The 22,244-nt window shown below is 41.2% G+C and carries 15 protein-coding genes; 8 read left to right on the top strand and 7 right to left on the bottom strand.

The window, feature by feature from the left end:
- Positions 1–26 precede the first annotated feature (26 nt).
- Positions 27–917 carry an EamA family transporter RarD gene (gene rarD, locus PSPO_RS12320; RefSeq protein ID WP_010562086.1) on the top strand — a complete coding sequence of 297 codons (891 nt, stop codon included), beginning with the start codon at positions 27–29 and terminating at the stop codon, positions 915–917.
- Here the strand turns inward: rarD and PSPO_RS12315 are convergent.
- Complete coding sequence (locus tag PSPO_RS12315) at positions 904–2,136, bottom strand: GGDEF domain-containing response regulator (protein WP_010562085.1); 1,233 nt, start codon at positions 2,134–2,136, stop codon at positions 904–906. The genes rarD and PSPO_RS12315 overlap by 14 nt on opposite strands.
- A gap of 291 nt (positions 2,137–2,427) precedes the next feature.
- On the opposite strand from PSPO_RS12315, the gene PSPO_RS12310 reads away from it, so the two are divergent.
- Complete coding sequence (locus tag PSPO_RS12310; protein ID WP_010562084.1) at positions 2,428–3,363, top strand: porin; 936 nt, start codon at positions 2,428–2,430, stop codon at positions 3,361–3,363.
- A 348-nt stretch (positions 3,364–3,711) separates the two neighbouring features.
- Here the strand turns inward: PSPO_RS12310 and hemH are convergent, their stop codons facing one another.
- A complete protein-coding gene (hemH, locus tag PSPO_RS12305; protein WP_010562083.1) occupies positions 3,712–4,731 on the bottom strand; it encodes a ferrochelatase in 1,020 nt (339 codons plus the stop codon).
- A gap of 207 nt (positions 4,732–4,938) precedes the next feature.
- Here hemH and PSPO_RS12300 point away from each other — a divergent pair, with 207 nt between their 5' ends.
- Positions 4,939–6,138, top strand: coding sequence for an alkaline phosphatase family protein (locus PSPO_RS12300; protein ID WP_010562082.1), 1,200 nt, complete (start codon positions 4,939–4,941; stop codon positions 6,136–6,138).
- Positions 6,139–6,579: 441 nt separating this feature from the next.
- On the opposite strand, the gene PSPO_RS12295 is transcribed toward PSPO_RS12300, so the two are convergent.
- Entirely contained in the window at positions 6,580–7,884 is a 1,305-nt protein-coding gene (locus tag PSPO_RS12295; protein ID WP_010562081.1) for an inosine/guanosine kinase, read from the bottom strand.
- Between the two features lie 181 nt (positions 7,885–8,065).
- On the opposite strand from PSPO_RS12295, the gene tadA reads away from it, so the two are divergent.
- Positions 8,066–8,566 (top strand): tRNA adenosine(34) deaminase TadA, encoded by a 501-nt coding sequence (gene tadA, locus PSPO_RS12290; RefSeq protein WP_010562080.1) that lies wholly within the window; start codon positions 8,066–8,068, stop codon positions 8,564–8,566.
- Here the strand turns inward: tadA and PSPO_RS21665 are convergent.
- Positions 8,563–8,712 carry a hypothetical protein gene (locus PSPO_RS21665; RefSeq protein WP_158523447.1) on the bottom strand — a complete coding sequence of 50 codons (150 nt, stop codon included), beginning with the start codon at positions 8,710–8,712 and terminating at the stop codon, positions 8,563–8,565. The genes tadA and PSPO_RS21665 overlap by 4 nt on opposite strands.
- A gap of 123 nt (positions 8,713–8,835) precedes the next feature.
- Positions 8,836–10,182: a membrane-bound lytic murein transglycosylase MltF gene (gene mltF / locus PSPO_RS12285; protein ID WP_010562079.1), complete on the bottom strand. Its 1,347-nt coding sequence runs from the start codon at positions 10,180–10,182 to the stop codon at positions 8,836–8,838.
- A 204-nt stretch (positions 10,183–10,386) separates the two neighbouring features.
- Between mltF and purL the strand changes: the two genes are divergently transcribed.
- The 4 genes from purL (at position 10,387) to PSPO_RS12265 (ending at position 17,615) form a co-directional block, all read left to right on the top strand.
- Positions 10,387–14,271, top strand: coding sequence for a phosphoribosylformylglycinamidine synthase (purL, locus tag PSPO_RS12280; protein ID WP_010562078.1), 3,885 nt, complete (start codon positions 10,387–10,389; stop codon positions 14,269–14,271).
- 599 nt (positions 14,272–14,870) lie between these two features.
- Positions 14,871–15,095 carry a FeoA family protein gene (locus PSPO_RS12275; protein ID WP_010562077.1) on the top strand — a complete coding sequence of 75 codons (225 nt, stop codon included), beginning with the start codon at positions 14,871–14,873 and terminating at the stop codon, positions 15,093–15,095.
- A 15-nt stretch (positions 15,096–15,110) separates the two neighbouring features.
- Positions 15,111–16,916 carry a ferrous iron transporter B gene (feoB, locus tag PSPO_RS12270; RefSeq protein WP_010562076.1) on the top strand — a complete coding sequence of 602 codons (1,806 nt, stop codon included), beginning with the start codon at positions 15,111–15,113 and terminating at the stop codon, positions 16,914–16,916.
- A 189-nt stretch (positions 16,917–17,105) separates the two neighbouring features.
- Positions 17,106–17,615 (top strand): DUF2780 domain-containing protein, encoded by a 510-nt coding sequence (locus tag PSPO_RS12265; RefSeq protein WP_010562075.1) that lies wholly within the window; start codon positions 17,106–17,108, stop codon positions 17,613–17,615.
- 42 nt (positions 17,616–17,657) lie between these two features.
- On the opposite strand, the gene PSPO_RS12260 is transcribed toward PSPO_RS12265, so the two are convergent.
- Together PSPO_RS12260 and PSPO_RS12255 are read right to left on the bottom strand one after the other, a co-directional pair.
- A complete protein-coding gene (locus tag PSPO_RS12260; protein WP_010562074.1) occupies positions 17,658–18,047 on the bottom strand; it encodes a hypothetical protein in 390 nt (129 codons plus the stop codon).
- Entirely contained in the window at positions 18,047–22,207 is a 4,161-nt protein-coding gene (locus tag PSPO_RS12255) for a S8 family peptidase (protein ID WP_010562073.1), read from the bottom strand. Before PSPO_RS12255 ends, PSPO_RS12260 begins: the two co-directional genes overlap by 1 nt.
- Between the last annotated feature and the right edge of the window lie 37 nt (positions 22,208–22,244).

The raw sequence follows: 22,244 nt of genomic DNA, 5'->3' as shown, positions 1-22,244 counted from the left end.
GCTCCCTGAGTTGTTGAGTGATTGATATGCAAAGTCAAAAGCAAGGCGTTATTTTTGCCATCGCTGCATTTTTAATGTGGGGGCTCGCCCCAATTTATTTTAAGGCAATAGATCATGTTGCCGCGATGGAAATATTACTACATCGTGTGGTGTGGTCAGTTTTATTCTTATTAGTGATTCTTACGGTAGTTAAAAAATGGCGTTTGATTAAAAGTGCGTTGTTTAATGTTAAAACAGCAGGCTGGTTATTGCTGAGCGCTGCGTTACTTGGTTTTAACTGGGGGTTGTTTATTTGGTCGGTAAATAACAACCATATGTTGGATGCCAGCTTAGGTTACTACATCAATCCGTTGTTAAATGTGTTGCTGGGTGTGCTGTTTTTATCAGAACATTTACGCAAAATACAACTAGTTGCGGTCGTACTGGCGGTAACGGGCGTGGTAATTCAACTTATAAGCTTTGGTTCGTTTCCGGTTATTGCGTTTAGCTTAGCAAGCTCGTTTGCGCTTTATGGGTTAATTCGAAAGAAACTACCGGTCGATACCTTGCCTGGTTTGTTGATTGAATCGTTATTTATGTTGCCGGTAGCGCTAATTTATTGGTGGGGGTTGGACACACCAACCAGTGATTTAACCAGTAATAGCGTATCGCTTAATTTATTGTTAATTAGTGCAGGTATTGTGACTACGCTGCCGCTACTGTGTTTCACAGCGGCTGCGCGTCGTATTCAGTACTCAACTCTTGGTTTTTTCCAGTACATTGGGCCAAGTTTAATGTTTATTTTAGCAGTGCTGTTTTATGGTGAAACCTTTAGTGCTGACCGCATGGTAACGTTTGGTTTTATTTGGTCTGCACTTGCGTTATTTAGTTTTGATTCTTACCGTAACGCAAAGCGCGTAGCGGTTAACCCACAATAACGCGGTTTCTGCCTTGCTCTTTTGCTTGATACAGGCACAAATCAGCAAGCTTTAACACTTCGTCTGTACTCTGTGTATCTTTTACGGTAACCCCAATCGAAATGGTTACACAGAGTGTTTTACTGGCACAATCAATTTGCAGCTGGCTTACGGTTTCTCTAAATTGCTCAAGTAGTGCTTGATTGTCTTTGTGATTTTCATCTTTAAACAATACGGCAAACTCTTCACCACCTAGGCGAGCAACTAAGTGATCTTTGCCAAACATGGTATCAAATAAGCGTGATACTTCTTTTAGCACGATATCGCCAGCATCGTGGCCATAGTTATCGTTTACTGCTTTAAAATGGTCGATGTCGAGCATTGCTACTTGGTGTGCAAATTTTTGTCTTTTCAGTATGCTATTTGCTTGCTCAAAGAAGTATCGACGATTTGGCAGGCCTGTTAAATAATCCGAATTAGCCTGACGACGAATAGTGGCAATGTTTTCTTGCATATCTAAGTTTTGGCTTACGCGGCAATAAAACTCTTCTGGGTAAAACGGTTTTCGCAGGTAATCGTCAGCGCCATTTTTAAGAAAATTAGCCGATACGCGATTATCGTCGGTACCTGAAATACCAATAATTACTTTATCTTCAGAATTGAATTTTTCGCGAATTTTACGAGTTAAGGTAACACCGTCTATATTTGGCATTTCGTTGTCAGTAATAATGACTTTGATGTCATCGAACTGCTCAAGCTTTTCAAGTGCCGACATACCGTCTTCGGCTTCGGCTATTAAATATTTGTGTCTCAGCAAATAGCTTTTAATTAGTTTGCGCGTGTTTCTTGAGTCATCAACAATAAGTACACGCACGTTTTCATTGCGCGGCAAGCGTTTAAGCTGTGTTTCTAAGTAGGTATATGCTTGGCGACTTTCTTTAGTGATGTAATCAACAACTGGGTACTGCATTACAGTATCACGGGTTTTGTCGTCTAATTTCCCTGTCATTACAATCGTTGGGATTGATGCGCCAATCGTTAATGGAATGGCTTCACCATTTGATGCGTCGGGTAGAACATAATCAACTACAGCGCAAAAATATTCATTTACTTCAATTAAATTAATTGCAGCGGCAAGGCTATCGGCAATATCGACTTGATAGCCAATTCTAAGTGCAACATGACGTTGTATTTTAGAAATTGAGGGATTGTCTTCAATTAACAATAGTTTAGGCAGCACTGTACTTCATTATAGTTGTTTAAATTATAATTTTTAGTTTAGTGGTATAAACAAACTCTGTGAAGATATTTTGCTAATTTATTGTTCCTATACATAAACATGACAGCTAAATGTCACTTTTCTTAATGTGATTATTCTCGTTCAGGTGTTGTATTTGCTGGTGGGTGACAATTTGAATACAGAAAAATGAAAAAAAAGTTTCAAGTGTAATATTTCTGTCACGTATTGATGACACACTGCGCCTCGTTCAAATTGATTACAAATATATTTCACTCATTTAGAGGTTTTCACATGAAAAATGTTAAGGCTCCCCTTGCTTTATCTTTACTAGCTGCACTTTCAGCACCTGCAATGGCTGATGTAAACGTTTACGGTAAAGCGAATGTTACAGTACAAAATAGCGATGAAGGCGAAGGCTCTTTTACTGAAATTAAAAGCAACGCGTCTCGTTTTGGTGTAAAAGGCAGTGAGACACTTAGTGAAGAGTCAGGCTTAAAAGTTGTTTATAAGCTTGAGTGGCAAGTTGATATGTCAGATGCTTCAAACAGCAGTGATGACCATCTTAAGTCACGTAACCAGTACGTTGGTTTACAAGGCGGTTTTGGTGAAGTATTAATCGGTCGTAACGACACAGCATTAAAGCAATCACAAGGTAAACTAGACCTATTCAACGACCTTGAAGGCGATATCAAAAACGTATTCAAAGGTGAAAACCGTATGGGTGATTCAATTACTTATAAAACACCTAAGTTTAACGGTTTCCAAGTTATTGGTTCTGTAATTGCTGAAGATTCAGCTGACGCTGACAATGGTTACTCAGCAGCAGTAACCTATGGTGATAAAGGCCTTAAAAAATCTGCGATTTACGCATCTGTTGCGGTAGATAGCGAAGTAAAAGGTTATGACGTTGTTCGTGGTTCAATTCACGGTAAAGTAGCGGGCGTTAAACTAGGTGCAATGTACCAAACACAAGAAAAAATCGATGGCTCTGAGTCAGCAGATGGTTTCTTAGTTAATGCTGCATACAAAATTAACGACTACACATTAAAAGCACAATACCAAGTACTTGAGTTTGATGCGGATGCAGATGACAAAGTAGCAACGTCTGTTGGTGTTGATTACAAGCTTAACAAAAACGCTAAGCTATTCGCTTTCTACACTAAGCAAGAGAAAGACGAAACTACAGATAACGATTACCTAGCGATTGGTATGGAATACAAGTTCTAATCGAGCTTATATTGCTAACACTAGGGTCTGTTGACCTTTCAAGTTCGTTTTTGCAGCAGTTTGATAGGGTTTTATACAAGGCAGAGGCTGCGTGGCATAGTTATTCTATGTGAGCCAGCCGATAACACAGTAGAAAAGCCAATCAAGCGCTGCCGAACGGTTCTTTTGAGCGCACTTTTCTCATTGTTGCTCGATATTCGCTTAGATTACTAGGCCACACATCGAGCGCCGCGATAAAAGCACGCTCAAAGAGAGCAAAAATAGAACAGCAAAGATCAACAGACCCTAGTTTAGGTAAAGAAAAACCCAGCTAGTGCTGGGTTTTTTTGTTGTTTATACTGCGGAAAATTATAAATGCTGTTTTATGATTTCATAAAAGGCAGCAATATGATCATCGCGGTCATTTAATGCTGGAATATAACGGTAGTGTTCGCCGCCAGCATGTTCAAAAATTTCACGATTTTCTTCTTCTAATTCTTCCAATGTTTCCAAGCAGTCTGAGCTAAAAGCTGGGCTGGCAATGGCAATGTTCTTAATGCCATTTTCTTTGGCTAATTTTTCGAGTGTTTCATCGGTGTAAGGTTTTAACCATTCCGCTTTACCAAAACGACTTTGGAAGGTGGTGATTACGTCGTCTTTGTTAAGTCCTAACTTTTCTACCACTAAACGGGTGGTCATTTGGCAAAAACAATAATACGGATCGCCTTTTTCTAGGAAAAACTTAGGTGTGCCATGGTAGCTAAGTACCAATTTTTCAGGCATACCATGTTTGTCTAAATCTTCTTTGATACTTGCGGCAAGGGCATCAATATAATGCGGGTTGTCTTGATAACCATTGATAAAGTGTAGTTCAGGTACCCAACGCCAGTTAACAAGCTCACGACTAATGGCATCATAAGTTGAGCCAGTAGTTGAACCGCTGTACTGAGGATATAAAGGTAAGACGACAATTTTTTGATAGCCTTTTTCACGAATCTCTTCGAGCACTGATTTGATTGATGGGTTACCGTAGCGCATCGCTAAGAATACTTCGGCGTGATCTAGGCCTTTGTCTTTAAGTAAAGTTGCTAGCTTCGCTTGCTGTTTTTTACTGTAAACCAATAATGGTGAACCGTGTTCAGTCCAAATACCGGCGTAAAGTTTTGCCGAACGTTTTGGGCGAATACGTAAAATAATGCCGTGCAAAATAATTTTCCAAAGCACACGCGGAATTTCAACGATGCGCGGATCAGATAAAAACTCTGCCAAATAGGTTCTTAGAGCCTTTGCGGTGGGTGCATCTGGGCTGCCTAAGTTAGTGAGTAAAACGGCTGTTTTTTTATGAAATCGTTTATGCGGTTCTTCAGTGACGGCAGTGAATCGAGACACGGTGACCCTTACTTAATTTGCTAAATTAAAAAGATTGTATCAAATCTTTTTGGAAAATTGCCCACATTACGTTGTGTTAGCTATTTAAGATCAATTTTTGATAAATAACTCGAGCTTACGTTAAATAAATATGGCTGAGGACAAATAGCCTAGACTTTTGTAATTCAACAAGTTTAGATGGTGTAAATTACTACACAAGCAAAGCAAATGAAAAAAATAGCTGTTTTACTTCTCGTTGTTTTAAGTGCTTTAAGCACGCCAGTGTTTGCCAAAGAGCAAACCGTTGTTTTGATTTCCCTTGATGGTTTTCGCTGGGATTATATTGAAAAGCACCAAGCAAAGAATTTAGCAAAAATTGCTAAAGCAGGCGTTCGTGCAGAGCGCATGATTCCAGTTTACCCAACGAAAACATTTCCTAATCATATTTCAATTATTACCGGCTTGCAGCCCGCTAATCACGGCATAATTGATAATAAATTTTGTGATAGAAATCGTAAAGAATGCTACAGCATGGGCAAAGGGCGTAACGACAGTACCTGGCTAAACGGAACGCCACTTTGGAACCTTGCTGAAATGCAAGGTGTTAAAGCGGCAACTTACTTTTGGCCAGAATCAGACGCGCGCTTTAATGGTCGTACACCAAGTTACTTTTATCACTACTCGCAACATAGCGATTATCAGCGCCGCGTAGACCAAATTGTAGACTGGCTTAGCTTGCCAAAGTCACAGCGCCCACGTTTTATTGCCGCTTATTTTTCAGTGGTTGATTCAATGGGCCATGATTTTGGACCTAACGCACAGCAAACGTTTGATGCGGTGCAAAAAATGGATGCGTTAATTGCCCAGTTGGATGCGCGCTTAGCCGAGCTGAAAGATCTTAATATTAATTTAGTTTTAGTATCCGATCACGGCATGTCGCAAGTTGATCCAAAACAGACCATTGAAATTAATTCGTTGGGCTTGTCTGAAGACGATTTTCTGATTAAGAATTCAGGTACTCGTGTGCAGCTTTATAAAAAGCCAGAATCCCAAATCGCTATTTTAGAGGCTAAAAAACACTTAGCAGAGCAAGCGAAAGGGCGTTATAGCGTACTTGATAAAAGCACACTAGCGAGTCGCGGGATTAAGTTTGGTGCTCGAGATGCAGATATTATTATTGAAACCACTGCACCAAAAACGTTCTCATTTGAAGGTGAATCAGATTATTTAGGCACGCATGGTTATGCCTACACTCAAGAAATGGGGGCATTATTTATAGCTAAAGGGCCTGCGTTTAAACAAAATACGTCGATTGCTGAGTTTCCTAATCTAGATGTTTACCCAACAATTGCGAAAGTACTTGGTTTAAAAATACTTTCCCCGGTAGATGGTGATGGCAAAAGCTTGGAAAGTGCACTTGCTCAATAAAGCCAGTAATAGCTATTTCGCTTAAGGATATAAGCAGCTTTAGCCGACTTAAATAATGCGTTATTTGAGTAAACAGGTATTAAGCGCAGAAGTTAGGTTAAATACTTTATTTTTAGCAATAACTTTCCAGAAAATTAATTTAATTAGTATGAATTAAGCAAAGGTTAAGTTTAAAAAGGCTAAAGTAAGCTTAAGTTCCAATCTCCCTTGGACTTTATTTCCCTTGTTGTTTTTATACAAGCTTTGCCCGCTAACTTTAGCGGGCTTTTTTATGCCTGTTAACAGGTTTGCTTAGTTAAAAATGTAGGAGTTGACAGAGTTAAGCTAAGGTTAAGTTAGTAAACTTATACTAAAAACCAGTTCCCAATCTCCAAAAGTACTGAGTTTAACTTGGTAACAAAAAGCCCGCATATTGTAGCGGGCTTTTTATATAAGGTGGGATTATTGTTCCCAGTAAGCTTGTTGCAAACTGTCTTCTCGTTCAGGCAAGCCGCGCGTTAAACGTGGCGAATGTTGCACTAATACTTCATAACTTACACGGTTAGCATATTTACTGATTTGTGAAAGCGATGAATAGGTAAGTGCATTGATTTTATGCTTACTTGAGGTAGGAACATTTAACTGGTGATATACATTAGCGCTAATATCGTGAAGTACTGCTGCCAGTGCGCCATCACCTGCGCCATTGGTATTTTTAATGCTGTCAGGCCCGCCCATGTAAGGTGCAGTGTGAGTGTAAATTTTTACTGGATTTTTACAGTCTTTGCGACGCATCGCGCGTGAAAATTCAAACTTATTAAAATCAGGAATACTGCCTGGCATTAATTGGTGCTCTGTTGGGCGTTTCCAACAGTCATCAATGTAACTAGCTAAGAACATGCCTTGAGCGCCAGCAGTACAAATTACCATATCAACCCAATCAAGCGCTTTATCGGCGGCTAATAGCGGGTCTTCAAAGCCGGTAATAGCAAGGCCTTCCTCTTCGTTCATGGCTAATATGTCAACGTGGTCGTTAACGAAGTTTTGCCACCACTCTGGGTCTTGCTCAATTAAGAATTTGGTGCCTAAGCTCAGTACAACAGGTACATTTGCTGCGTTTGCGTATTCAACGGCTTTTAGCGCCGCTTCGGTCATGGTGTCTTCACCTGTGGTACGCATTAAATAGGCCGAAATAACTAAAGCAGACGAGTTAGCAATAAGCTCTTGGGAAATGGATTCAGGACGTAGGCGGTTCATTAAGCCTGGACTGATAGCGAAAGTACGTTCGCCACTTTCATCAATAAGGGTAAAACAACGACCAATTGGGCCATCGACCGGTTGTAGATGTTCTAAATCTACGCGGGTTGAAGTTTTACTAACGAAACGATAGGCATAACTACCAATTTTGATATTTTCGCACATTACACCAAGCAGTACCGAGCGGTCATCTGATAGCACTGAGTAATTATGCATGGTGTTACCAATAGTGCCGCCAGCAAATTCGTAGTCGATCATGTCATGATCTTTTAACCGTGCATAGAGAGCGTTGGTGGTGTCATCATCCATTACTTGCGACATACCGCGGTGCAGGCCAAACTCATTGAGAAAGGCTTGATCAACTTTGGCTTCTATATCAACCACAATTTGGTCAATACCCACTATGTAATTACGTGCAAGCTTGCTGTCTTGTGTGATCACGTTCGTTAACGGATCTTTATCTTCCACTGGAAAGTAGTGTTTTTGTCTGCGTCGTCCAGGAAATTTCATCTTGTTTCTACATTGCTTTGGCGTCGTGCAAAATGGCGGCGGATTATAGCCTAAAAAATAATTGAATAACTATGACATTAGCCCTTTATTTTAAAAAATTCTAAGAAAAAGAGATAACAATGCATGAATCTTTTTAACTTGGTAAAATATTTAAGGTGTTTATAAATCAACCTGAGTAAGTATGTACCCTGAATTTAGCGATGAATATTGGATGATTGAGGCGCTTAAACGTGCTGATATTGCCGAGCAACATGGAGAAATACCGGTTGGTGCCATTGTTGTAAAAGACAATCAGATTATTGCTGAGGGATATAATTTATCAATTACACAGCATGATCCATCGGCCCATGCTGAGATGATGGCAATTCGCCAAGCTGGCAAGCACATTGAAAATTACCGTATGCTCGATTGTACGTTATACGTCACACTTGAACCTTGCTCTATGTGTGCAGGGTTGTTGGTGCATAGCCGTATAAAACGTTTGGTATTTGGCGCACATGATGAAAAAACAGGTTCAGCGGGCAGTATTATGGACTTAACCCGTCACGAAAAGCTCAATCATCAAATAGATGTAACTAGCGGGGTTTTAGCTGAGGTGTGCAGTGAAAAGCTGTCGGCATTTTTTAAAAAACGTCGCGCAGAAATAAAAGCCGCTAAAAAAGCGGCTAAAGGTGAAAGCTAGCTCGCTTCAGCTTCCACCAATAAATTAAATGCTCTGCGACGCTCAAGAACTTTACGATGGGTGTTGCGTCTTGCAATACGGCGACGAATAGCACAAGTGTTAACCGTACTGCGTTTTACTTTGAATTTTCTACGCGTTTTTAGCATAGGTTCTCCTTAAAAAGGTGAGAGTGGAGAAGGGTGATTGGCTAAAGCCCTTATCTCTCGATAAGTTTATTAATAAATTATGACACTTATATGACATTCACAGTGGTGAATTCAACTATTGTGTTACTCATCTTGGTTTTCATCAAGCCAAACGAGCGTGTCGTAATAGCGGCGAATATTATCGACATATTTAACGGCGACATCGCCACGGGCGAACCCGTATCTTGTTTGGCGATAGTAGCGCTTTTTAATCAGTAACGGTAAATGTTTTTTCACATCTGCCCATTTGTCGGCATCGCCACCTGCTTTTTCCGTTAACACGCGAGCATCTTCCATATGACCAAAGCCCACATTGTAAGCGGCAAGCGCAAGCCAAGTGCGGTCTGGTTCTTTTATGCGTTCGGGCACGCGATTAATCAATTTTTCTAAATAGATACCGCCACCACGAATATTTTGTTCAGGTTCAAGGCGGTTTTTAACACCCACCGATTTAGCAGTGGGCAAGGTCAACATCATAATACCGCGTACGCCAGTTGGCGATTTGGCACGAGGGTCCCACATCGACTCTTGATAACTCACAGCTGCCAGTAAGCGCCAATCAAGGCTGCGTGAATATTGCTTAAACCAATCTCGGTATTTAGGTAATACATCACGAACTGCTTCTATATAAGCGAGGGTATTGATGTAGTTAAACTGACGAACGTGGCCAAAATATTTTTCTTCTAGGTTTTGCAATAGGCCTGTTGAGCGCGCATAACCAAAAAACTCAATCGCCATTGCATATAAACTGTCGTCATCATTTTGCTGTAGCATCCAAGCGACGGGTTCTTCACGGGTCACTGAAAAGGCAATACTAAGCTCAGGGTGATAGCGGCGAAATAGCGCTAAAGTATGCGAGTCAGCAATGGTGTAATCGAATTTGCCATCAATAATGCCTTGTAATAATTCGGCTTCATCAAACTCTTCGGTTTCAACCCATTGTAAGTTTTCAAAGTTGGCTTTTGCTTTTAATAAACTGGCGGCATGAGCGCTTTTGGCAATAACGGTAACAGGGGCATCTAGCTGTGAAAAATTACGCGGTCTTTTGCGCCCTTGTTTATAAACTAGTTTTTGACTGATTGAGCGATATTGCGGAGCAAAACGGTATTTATTTAAACGTGATTTGTTTAGGGTAAGGCCTGAGGCCAGAATATCGATTTGTCCTTTTTCTAGCTTGTTAAGCATGTCTTTAATTGAGAAAAAAGGAATGATTTCGAGTTCTGCGTCAATAAAATTTGCGAATGCTTTGGCTAGCTCATATTCAAAACCGAGCTCACCATTGGCACTAATATAGTAGGTACTTTCGCCGGCAAGCGTGCCGATACGAACTTTATCTTTTTGTTTAATTTGGCCGAGGTGTGTTTCTGCGACAGGCTCTGAGCATGCTGCCAGCAAAAAAATAACCAGTGTAATTACAACGCGTTTTAGCACTCAAATCCTAAAATAACTAACCCCTACAAGCTTGTTATAACAGATAAAGTCCCGATCGTCACGAGGACTAATGTCCTATACATGAAAATAGAATTTGCCTATTTTTGTCTATTTTTTGATTTTTATTTAAATCTCATGTCATTTTCCACTATAATGTGCGCCCATAAATCTTCGTTCAATCCTTAACCCCGGATGAAAATACCTATGTTGATCCTACGTGGTGCACCTGCACTTTCTGATTTTAAAGTTCAAAAGATCCTTAAAACCTGCGCTGACGCCAATTTACCAGTGACTGGTGTTTACGCTGAGTTTATGCATTTTGCTGATTTAACAGCAGAACTTTCAGAGTCTGAGTTAGACAAACTAAATAAGCTATTAAAGTATGGCCCGACCATTACTGAACATACGCCTGAAGGTGCGCTCATTTTAGTGACGCCGCGCATTGGTACCATTTCTCCATGGGCATCAAAGGCAACTGATATTGCTAACAACTGTGGTTTAGACAAAGTACACCGTGTTGAACGTGGTATTGCTTACTATGTTGAAGGCGACCTAAACGCTGAGCAGTTAAATGACGTTGCTAAGCTAGTTCATGACCGTATGACAGAGTCTGTTCACAATAGCCTTGAAGATGCAGGTCAGTTATTCCGCGTTGAAGAGCCGCGCCCAATGTCATCAGTAGACATTCTTGGCGGTGGCCGTGAAGCGCTTGTGACTGCAAACGTAGAGCAAGGTTTCGCACTAGCAGATGATGAAATTGACTACCTAGTAGAAAACTTCACTAAACTAGGTCGTAACCCGAACGACATCGAATTATTCATGTTCGCACAGGCGAACTCAGAGCACTGTCGTCACAAGATTTTCAACGCCGATTGGACAATCGACGGCGTAGAACAGCCTAAGTCGCTGTTCAAAATGATCAAGAATACTTACGAAACGCACCCAGAAAACGTACTGTCTGCTTATAAAGATAATGCAGCGGTAATGAAGGGTTCTAAAGCGGGTCGTTTCTTCCCAAATAAAGAAGGCGAGTACAGCTACAATCAAGAGAACATTGAAATCTTGATGAAGGTTGAAACGCACAACCACCCAACTGCGATTGCTCCATTCTCTGGCGCATCAACCGGTTCTGGTGGTGAAATTCGTGACGAAGGTGCAACAGGTCGTGGTTCTAAGCCAAAAGCAGGCCTAGTTGGTTTTACTGTATCTAACCTTCGCATCCCTGGTTTTGAACAACCGTGGGAAACTAACTTCGGCAAGCCTGGTCGTATTGTTGATGCACTAGACATCATGATTGACGGCCCGCTAGGTGGCGCGGCGTTCAACAACGAATTTGGTCGTCCTAACCTACTTGGTTATTTCCGTACTTACGAAGAAAAAGTTAACAGCCATAACGGTGAAGAGGTACGTGGTTACCACAAGCCAATCATGCTTGCAGGTGGTCTAGGTAACATCCGTACTGAGCACGTTCAAAAAGGTGAAATTCCAGTAGGTGCTAAGCTAGTAGCACTAGGTGGCCCTGCGATGAACATCGGTCTTGGTGGTGGTGCGGCATCATCAATGGCATCTGGTCAGTCAAACGAAGATTTAGACTTTGCTTCTGTACAGCGTGAAAACCCAGAAATGGAGCGTCGTTGTCAGGAAGTTATTGATAAATGTTGGCAGCTAGGCGACGAAAACCCAATCGCGTTTATCCACGATGTGGGCGCGGGTGGTCTTTCAAACGCATTCCCTGAGCTAGTAGACGACGGTGGCCGTGGTGGTAAATTCCAACTACGTAATATCCCGAACGATGAGCCGGGTATGGCACCGCACGAAATTTGGTGTAACGAATCACAAGAGCGCTATGTACTTGCAGTAGCAGCTGAAGACTTCGCACGTTTTGAAGAAATCTGTAAGCGTGAGCGCGCACAATACGCAGTAATTGGTGAAGCAACAGAAGAGCGTCACCTAACAGTTGCGGATAGCCACTTTGATAACAACCCGGTAGATCTTCCGCTTGAAGTGCTACTTGGTAAAGCACCTAAGATGCACCGTGACGTTGAATCAAAGAAAGTAGAGGGTCAAGCTCTAAACACAGACAGCATCGATGTAGAGGAAGCGGCTAAGCGTTTACTTCGTCTACCTACTATCGCTGAAAAAACATTCCTTATCACTATTGGTGACCGTACGGTAACAGGTTTAGTGGCACGTGACCAAATGGTTGGCCCTTGGCAGGTGCCAGTAGCAAACTGTGCTGTAACAGCAGCAGCGTTTGACACTTACCACGGTGAAGCTATGTCTATGGGTGAGCGTACACCTGCAGCACTTCTAAACTACGGTGCATCAGCACGTTTAGCAGTAGCAGAAGCGTTAACGAACATTGCTGGCGCAAACATTGGCGGTCTTGAGAACATCAAGCTATCTGCAAACTGGATGGCAGCAGCAGGTCACCCTGGTGAAGACGCAGGTCTTTACGAAGCAGTTAAAGCAGTAGGTGAAGAGTTATGTCCAGCACTTGGTCTAACGATCCCTGTTGGTAAAGATTCAATGTCAATGAAGACAACATGGCAAGATGACGGTGAAGATAAAGCGGTTACAGCTCCTCTTTCTCTAGTAATCACTGCATTTGGCCGTGTAGAAGACATTCGTAAAACAGTAACCCCTCAGCTTCGCACTGATAAAGGTGATTCAAGCCTAATCCTAGTTGATTTAGGTGCTGGTCAAAACCGTATGGGTGCATCAAGCCTTGCACAGGTTTACAAGCAGCTTGGTGACAAGACGCCTGACGTTGATAGCCCTGAGCTATTAAAAGGCTTCTACAACGCAATGCAAGCACTTGTGGCTGACGAGAAGCTACTTGCCTACCACGACCGTTCAGACGGTGGTTTATTCACAACTGTTGCTGAAATGGCATTTGCTGGTCGCACAGGTGTGACTGTAAACCTTGATAGCCTAACAGGTTCAGACATCGAAGCACTTTATAACGAAGAGCTAGGTGCGGTAATTCAGATTCGTAACGACGACCTTGCAGCAGTTGAAGCTATTCTTGCTGATAACGGTCTTGCAGCAATCAGCCACACTATTGGTGCACTAAACGCTGAAGACAAAGTTATCTTCAACCGTGGCGGTGAAGCAGTTCTAGCAAATACACGTACTGAACTACGTACTATTTGGGCTGAAACAACTTACAAGATGCAAGCACTTCGTGATAACCCAGAGTGCGCTAAGCAAGAATTTGATGCGAAATTTGATGAAAAAGATCCTGGTCTTAACGTTAAATTAAGCTTCGACCTAAACGAAGACGTAGCAGCACCTTATATCGCAACAGGTGCTAAGCCTAAGATGGCTATCCTACGTGAGCAAGGTGTTAACTCACACGTTGAAATGGCAGCAGCATTTAACCGTGCAGGCTTTGCAGCAGTAGACGTACACATGAGTGACATCCTTGAAGGTCGCCTAACGCTAGAAGAGTTCAAAGGCCTTGTAGCATGTGGTGGTTTCTCTTACGGTGACGTACTAGGTGCCGGTGAAGGTTGGGCTAAGTCAATTCTATTCAATGACATGGCACGCGATCAGTTCCAAACATTCTTTGAGCGTCAAGACACGTTCAGCTTAGGTGTGTGTAACGGTTGTCAGATGCTTTCAACACTGAAAGAGCTTATCCCAGGTACTGAGCACTGGCCACGTTTTGTAACTAACAAGTCAGAGCGTTTTGAAGCACGTTTCAGCCTTGTTGAAGTACAAGAAAGCCCGTCAGTATTCTTCCAAGGTATGGCTGGTTCTCGCATACCAATCGCAGTATCTCACGGTGAAGGCCATGCAGAGTTTGCAAACGACGCAGCAGTGAAAGCAGCACTAGAGTCTGGCACTGTTGCAGTTCAGTACGTTGATAACTTTGGTAAGCCAACAACGCAATACCCTAACAACCCGAATGGTTCACCAGAAGGTATTACAGGTATCACATCAACTGACGGTCGTGCAACAGTAATGATGCCACATCCAGAGCGTGTATTCCGTGCAGTTGCTAACTCATGGCACCCAGATGAGTGGAAAGAAGATAGCCCATGGATGCGTATGTTCCGCAATGCTAGAAAGAATATCGGCTAATACTTAGCTGAAAAGAAAAGGTCGCGATAGCGGCCTTTTTTGTTGGTTGAGTAAGCTAACTCTTGGCAGCGATACCCAAAAAAAGAGTGGAAAGAGGACAGCCCATGGATGCGTATGTTTCGTAACGCACGCAAGAACGTGGGTTAATTGAGTTAATTTATAACTCGTTAGAAAAGGTCACTTCGGTGGCCTTTTTTGTATCTGTACGATGAGACCGACAAAAATATCGGGAACATTTTTGAACAGCGCAGCTGGCCCGAAGGGCGAAAGGCAGGATGCCTGAAGTCATCGAAGTTTCGCAGCGTGTTTTACGTCAGTCTGCGATGACGATTACTGCGTAGCGCACCGGGCCGCATCTTCAGGACGAATTAGTCTGCACTGCCTCAACTTAATTTAATTGAAAGGTCACTTCGGTGGCCTTTTTTATTATCTAAAATAAATATTTAAGTTAAATAAGATTAGTAACTTTTACAGGATTTTAATTTAATTAATAAATTAGTTTTTATTTATATAAAGTTTAGATAAATATTCAAATTGCATTGAGCTTTGTTGTAGAAAAGCGCATACTGGCGGCAAACATTTAACTGCGAATAAGTATCATGACGATTTGTGATGTTCCCGTAAAGCAACAGGCGACAATAGCGCGCTTGTGTCCAAGTTTAGATTCTGCCGTCGCTCAACGACTAGAGGAAATGGGGTTCGCTGAAAATGCGTTAATAACCTGCATACGTCGCACACCGTTCAATGGTCCCATTGTTTATCAAGTGGGGGATTGTGTTTACTCACTCGAACCTGCAATAGCTAAACGTATTTACATCGCATAAACCGTAAGAACCCTCATGAAACGAATTTTATTAGTTGGTAAGCCCAACTGTGGTAAAAGTTTGCTTTTTAATCAGTTAACAGGCTTAAAGCAAAAAGTTGCTAACTTTCCAGGTGTCACAGTCGAGCTTAAAAGTGGTCAATTTAATGACTTTGAAGTAGTTGATTTTCCAGGTACCTATTCGCTAAATACGCTTTCAAAAGATGAGCAGATCGCAGTCGAAAAGCTAAATGAGGCGATTAATCAAGACGACACCGAAGTGATTGTAAATGTACTAGACGCAACGCGATTAGAGCGCAGTTTGGTATTTGCATTGCAAGTGCAACATTTAGCACAGCAACATAATAAAAAGGTCGTGTTTGCACTTAACTTAATTGATGAATTACAGCGCTTTAATCATCAAATAGATGTCGCACAACTCGCTAAAGATTTGAATGCTCCAGTATTTGCTTTGTCAGCAAAAACGCTTATAGGTGTAACTGAGTTTCAAAAAGGTTTAGTTGAAATTGCTAAAGCACCTTTTCAGCAAAATCTTCATTCAGATCCTAGTAAAAACGTGCAAAGTGCTAAAGCGCTTGCAAAAAAATATGCAATTGCCAGCGATATTGTGCTTAAAAAGCAAAATGTTATCGATAACTTTTTGTTAAATAGCGTGTTTGGTGCTGTGGCATTTTTTACAATTATGTTTTTATTGTTTCAGAGCATTTTCACATGGGCTGCGCCGTTAATGGATGGCGTAGAAATGCTTATTGGTGATACCGCCGCGCTTGTTACAGGGTTATTGCCAAGTGGCATGATGCAAGACTTTACGGCAGATGCTTTGTTTGGTGGTGTGGGTTCTTTTTTAGTATTTGTGCCGCAAATTATGGTGCTGACGTTTATCATAGGTCTGCTCGAAGACAGTGGTTATTTGGCACGAGCTGCTTTGATATGCCATAAGCCTTTGAGCTTCTTTGGTTTGTCTGGTCGTAGCTTTATTCCTTACCTATCTGCACATGCCTGCGCGATACCTGCCATTATGGCCGCCAGGACCATAGAGTCACCGCGTAAACGCCTGATCACTATGATGACTATTCCCTTGATGTCATGCTCTGCAAGATTGCCGGTTTATGCCTTGTTAGTTGAGGTATTTATTCCGGCAGATCACACAGTACTTGGTATCTTTAACTTACAAGGTATCGCATTTTTTGCCCTGTATTTATTTGGCATTGTGATGGCGCTGATTGTAAGTGCATTATTGAGTAAGTCTAAAATGACAGAGCAGAGCCAGTCTGAAATGCCATTTATTTTAGAACTGCCAACCTACCGAATGCCCCATTGGAAACCACTAATGCACCGTGTTTTAAACAGTGGCATTTATTTTATTAAACGCGCTGCACCGGTTATTTTTATGGTGTCTGTGGTGATTTGGGTGCTAGGATATTTTCCGCAAAATGCTGATTTAGAGCACTCGTTACTTGGTCAATTTGGTCAGTTTATTGCACCAGTGTTTGAACCACTTGGTGTAGATTGGCGCTATGGTGTGGCAATCATGATGTCGTTTTTGGCGCGAGAAGTCTTTGTTGGTGCGTTAGGCACACTGTATGGCATGGAAGGCGCTGATGAAAATATTGCAGGACTAGCATCACAAATTATGGCAGATGGCTTACCACTTGGTACTGGCATTGGTTTAATGCTGTTTTATGTAGTGGCATTGCAATGTGTAGCAACCGTGGCAACGATAAAAGCGGAAATGGGTAACGCTAAACTCGCATGGGCTTTATTTGTGGTGTATGGATTAGTTGCTTATTGCTTAGCTGCACTTGCTCATTACTTTATATAAACATCTTACGTTATGCATTAGAGGCTATTTTCATGGCTCCTTTTCAGCCATTAGGTGCGTTACCGAGTCGATGTTGTGATTCAGTTTTAGGTTGAAGCACCGAGCGCATTAAATTAATGACTTTTTAATCCCTTAGTTGTTAGTATTGCGCTGTACCTAAATCGGTTAAACCCTTATTGGAAGTAAGTAATGAAAAAATTAACTTTAGTTGTAATGGTAACGGGCGCGTTTTACGCTAATTCTGTGAGTGCGGTTGATTTAAAAAGCACGTTAAATACTGCTGTAGCGAACCAAACAGCAGAAAAAACAACATCAAATGCCTTAGTAAAATATGCATCTGAACAATTGGGTTTATCTGAAGATATCATTGGTTCAGGCATGGGCGCGTTGCTCAAAGTAGCAAAAGATCATGTTAGCCCTGAAAACTTTGCCTTGATTAGTCAAGCATTACCAAATACTAACGGGCTGATCAGTGAAGCGCCTAAATCGTCAATGTCTTCACTAAGTTCAATGCTAGGCAAAGGTGGCGATAAAGGTAAACAAGCTGCAAGCCTAGGTTATTTGGATAGTGCGTTTGAAAGCATTGGTATTCCAAAAGAGCAAGTTCCTTTACTAGTAAACTCATTAGTTGGCTACATGGCGAATAATGGATACAGCAAAGAAGCTAACTTATTAAAGCAAGGTTTAAGCTTTTTATAAATTTAAAACCACAATAAAAAAGGCCACAATGGCCTTTTTTATTTAAACAGGGTTTGAACGTAACCGCTTTTCTCGCCATATTTTTAGGTAAAATAACCCGAGAGTCAGCTCGGTGATTATTGCCAAAAAGATCCCTACACCTGCATTACCTAGCGTAAATTCAATACTACCGAGTATTGCCAAGCCAAACATAATCACCATAAAACTCAAGCTAACACCTAGCTGTGCCGTGTTGTCTGATATGTTGCGTATTTGCCAAGAGACCAATGCAAGCCCAAGAAACAGAATGCTTGCTCTACGCCCCATAAAATAGGTTGCATCGCTGGCTTCAATATTAAATAGATAAAAAAGCAGCTCGGGTATTCCCATTAGGGCGACTGAAAGTAACGCAGCGATTAACGCCGTGATACCTGATAACAAACGAAAGTCCACTATTTACTCCCAGTAAAAAATGTAAAGCGTCGCATTATCGAAATTGATAACAGTATTATTAATGCAAAAAATGGCAATGTTCCTGAGGATGACTTCTTATTGTCTGTAACGTTATTTGCTGGGAGTGCTGATTTAGAGGCATCTAGTGGGAAAGCATCTAGGCTATCTTCTACGCCGTCACCATCATCATCGGTATCGGTATTGTTACCTATGCCGTCACCATCAGTGTCAACTGACTCTGTCGCATCGAGCGGGAAAGCATCCGCAGTATCTAATACACTGTCATTATCGTCATCAGTATCTGCGTTATTGCCTATACCATCACCATCGGTATCGACCGACTCTGTCGCATCGAGTGGGAATGCATCCGCGGCATCTAATACACTGTCATTATCATCATCAGTATCTGCGTTATTACCTATACCATCACCATCGGTATCGACTGATTCTGTCGCATCGAGTGGGAATGCATCCGCAGCATCTAATGCACCGTCATTATCGTCATCAGTATCGGCATTATTGCCTATGCCATCACTATCTGTGTCTACCGACTCATTAGCATCGAGTGGGAATGCATCTTCGGTATCTAGTACACTATCATTGTCGTCATCAGTATCAGCATTGTTACCAATACCGTCAACATCGGTATCCAGCCATTCACCTGCATCTAATGGGAAAGCATCTTTATCGTCTAAATAGCCATCATTGTCATCATCAGGATCGAGTTTGTTTCCAATGCCATCATTATCAGAATCTAACCATTCAATGGGATTAAATGGGAAGGCATCTATATCATCGTTGTAACCGTCATTATCATCATCCAGATCTTGGTCGTTTGGAATGCCGTCGTTATCTGCGTCATTAATCTCGCCAGCTTCTGAACCGTAAGTAAAATAATCATTGAGTGAATAAATGACATCTCTGGAATTAGTGCCATCGAAGGTAACGCGTAAACTGAGCGAATGATTTCCTTCTATTAACGGCAAGGAAACTGCAACAGGTCCTAAATCAGCTTGCCAAAAATAAACTTCTTCCCAATCACCGTCATTTATCTTTATTTCAGTCTTCTTAGCTTCTAAATCATTTCCCATGAAATGAATATCAATACCAATCTTATTGAGCTCAGGCTGAATAAATGTTCCACCATGATAATAAGCACCAATAGTTCCAATGCTTGGAATATAAAAACTGTCTTTGGCTGAAAGCTCAACACTGGAATTGTTAAAAGTCAGTTTAAATTTCAGGTTTTCACAGCTGTCTTTAAAATGTGAAAGACGAGACTCATTTGAATTTAAAGTACCAGTGTGAAGCTGTGTTTTTGTACCATCTTCATGCTCACAGAAAAATTGGTATTGACTATCAATATTGTATTTTGCACCTTGTAGGTCATGGTAAAATTGACCGTCCAAATATTTATTTGGTTTAAGTGAGATTGTTTCTCCATCACTTACAATGGATGCTGATAAATAAGCCTTTTCTGGGTTAAGTGGCAGTTCATTATTGGGCGTTTCTATTGGATAGCGATCGTAACCCCGAACGTAGTCAGAAATGCGTAGTTTGCCTTTGTTGCTTAAGCCGAAGTATGGTGAAACAATAAACGCTGTTTCAGCATTAGTAGAATCAAATAATTGCAGTATTTTTTTATCCAATACTGATTCATTATTTGTTTCGAACACTTGTATCTTAGTTATGTCGTTGGATAAATCTATATTATTTGCAGGATCATAGTGATGATCTTGCACTTTATAAGCAGCAACGTCGTTATAATTCGATAAATCAAATGTTGTGGCACTCAAAGTTGTTAAATCAATTTGAATATCCTCGCCAAGCATGCCTGTTTGTGAAGGTGTGTTTTGATATAAAAATAGTTTTTCTGTGTCGGATTGGTCTGTAATTCTATAGTGAGATTGATAGGAAAACTCATAGCTATGGTCAAGATTACCAACAGCAAGGTATTGAATGCTAGGCTGAGTAGGGGCAGATAACCATCCTAGTTTAAGTGTATCTTTTGAAAAGTACGTTGACGTAAAGAAGTTATTGATGTGTGTAAAGTCACTATTACCACTTGCATCTGTTAAGGAGGTTAACCCCGTTACGTGAGTTAACTCATCAACATCTAATTTAAATTCGGTATTCTCAGTTAAGTTTAGTAGATGAGAAGAAATCCCTTTTTTTATATTGATAAAACCAGACCTAACAGGTAAATCGCTGGTATCTAGATTAAAATAGGTAGCTCCCAACCAAAGGCTAGTATCGGGAACATTAATTATTACAGGAGATAGACCTGTTACTGTGTAAGTTGACCTTTCGCCGCTAGAATCGATCATATCTACAGATACCTCACTCGGTGAGTTAGTAGACAAAGTTAGTTTCATCGCATTTTCAAAGTAAGTAGGAATGCGTAATCTACTGGTATCAGATTCTAAAACGACCGCATTATGATGAATACCATCAGCTGCAACATCAGGAATAATAGCGGTATCTTGAACATCAACAGTAATTGTTAATTCAGCGGAGCTTTTTGCTGCGACAACTATCGATTCTTTATCGCTCGAAATAGAAGCACCTGTGGGAAAACCTTCTGTAAAACTCACCTTGTATGTTTGCGCCTCGTTAGCGCTATTATAAATTGTGAATGTTTTGGTGCTAGACCATTGCTTAGTGTTTTTATCTAAGGTGCCAAAATTTAACGCGGTTAGACTGGCGGATGTAGTTGCTTTTAGGCTTGCTAATATATCCAATCTTCCAGCGCCTTGTGCAAGTGGTGATACACCTAAATCAATTGCTCCTGCTACCAATAGCTGTTTGGCAGAGGAAGCGTTAAGAGAATCATTGTTCTGCTTTAATAACGCAATGGCTCCTGCAACATGTGGGGTAGCCATACTCGTGCCGCTTAAATGACCATAACTATACCTACCAGTTAATGTCGACTCTATGTAGTGGCCAGGAGCTGTAATTTCCGGTTTTGTAAAATTAGTTGCGGTTAGCGCTTTCGATGAGAATGATGACATTTCATCAATCTTCCTCGATGATGCAACGGTGATTGCTTTTTCGGCAGCTGCTGGAGAACTGTTGTTTATAGCGCCATAATAGCCATCATTACCGGCAGCAACTACCACAACTACTCCTGCATCAACCGCATTATTAACAGCGGTGCTGGTTGGATCTGTAGCATTACCACTTCCGCCTAAACTCATATTGATAATGTCTACTGCATCATCAGTTGTAATATCTCCATCAGGGTCTACTGCGCGTTCAATACCAGCGATAATGTCACTACTATATCCCCAACCATCGTCATTAAGTACTTTATAAGCATGAAAAGTAACATTGGGTGCAACGCCTTTAATATAACCATTTGCGCCTACAATACCAGCGACGTGAGTACCATGCCCATTTTCATCCATAGGATCATTGTCGTTGTAATGAAAGTCATAACCATTTGTTACGCGGCAATTAATACCAAAGCAGCCACCTAGATCTGGGTGAGTGTAATCAACACCTGAATCTAAGATAGCAACAACAACGCCTTCGCCTGTTAATAGTTGTCCGTCATTACTTTGAAGCTCCCATACTTTGTCAGCATTAATAAGTGGCACACTTTGTTCTAAATTAACGGTTTTAATGGTGTCTTTACTTACGCTTTTTACGCTAGGGAGTTGTCTTAGCGAATCTATGTAAGTTTGTTCGGCTTCTAATACAATCGCGTTGTTTACACGTGAAAATTGTCTTAACACCTTTATGTTTGGCGAAATAGCACGTAGTGCATGAATTGTTGATAATTGCTGGTTTTGAATGGCAAGTTCTGTTTGTTGAAGCTTAGAATTAATATGATGCAGCTGGTTTTGTGAAGCTGTTTTCGCTTGACCTTTGTCGGGAAATAGTTGTTTTTCAATTTTTCGTTTTACTTCTAATACCGATGCCTCTTTAAGCTGAACGATATAACGAGGTTTAGCACTCGTGTAGTATGACTTTTGCTCTAAAGGCTTACCATTTTCATTCAGAACAACGCGTGTGTGTTTTGTGACACTAGTTTGACGTTCATTCAAATTTAGATTATTTGAAAGTGAAAAGTTTGTGTTGCTTGCGTGTAATGAGGTAGCGATTGATAAGGCACATACAGAGACTGCGAACTGTCCCTTTTTCACAAAATATGGCATATATCATCCTTTGAGTACTATGAATATGGTGCTCATA

It is taken from the genome of Pseudoalteromonas spongiae UST010723-006, from assembly GCF_000238255.3.
Taxonomy (GTDB): domain Bacteria; phylum Pseudomonadota; class Gammaproteobacteria; order Enterobacterales; family Alteromonadaceae; genus Pseudoalteromonas; species Pseudoalteromonas spongiae.
This window is presented reverse-complemented; position numbering and strand designations above follow the sequence as displayed.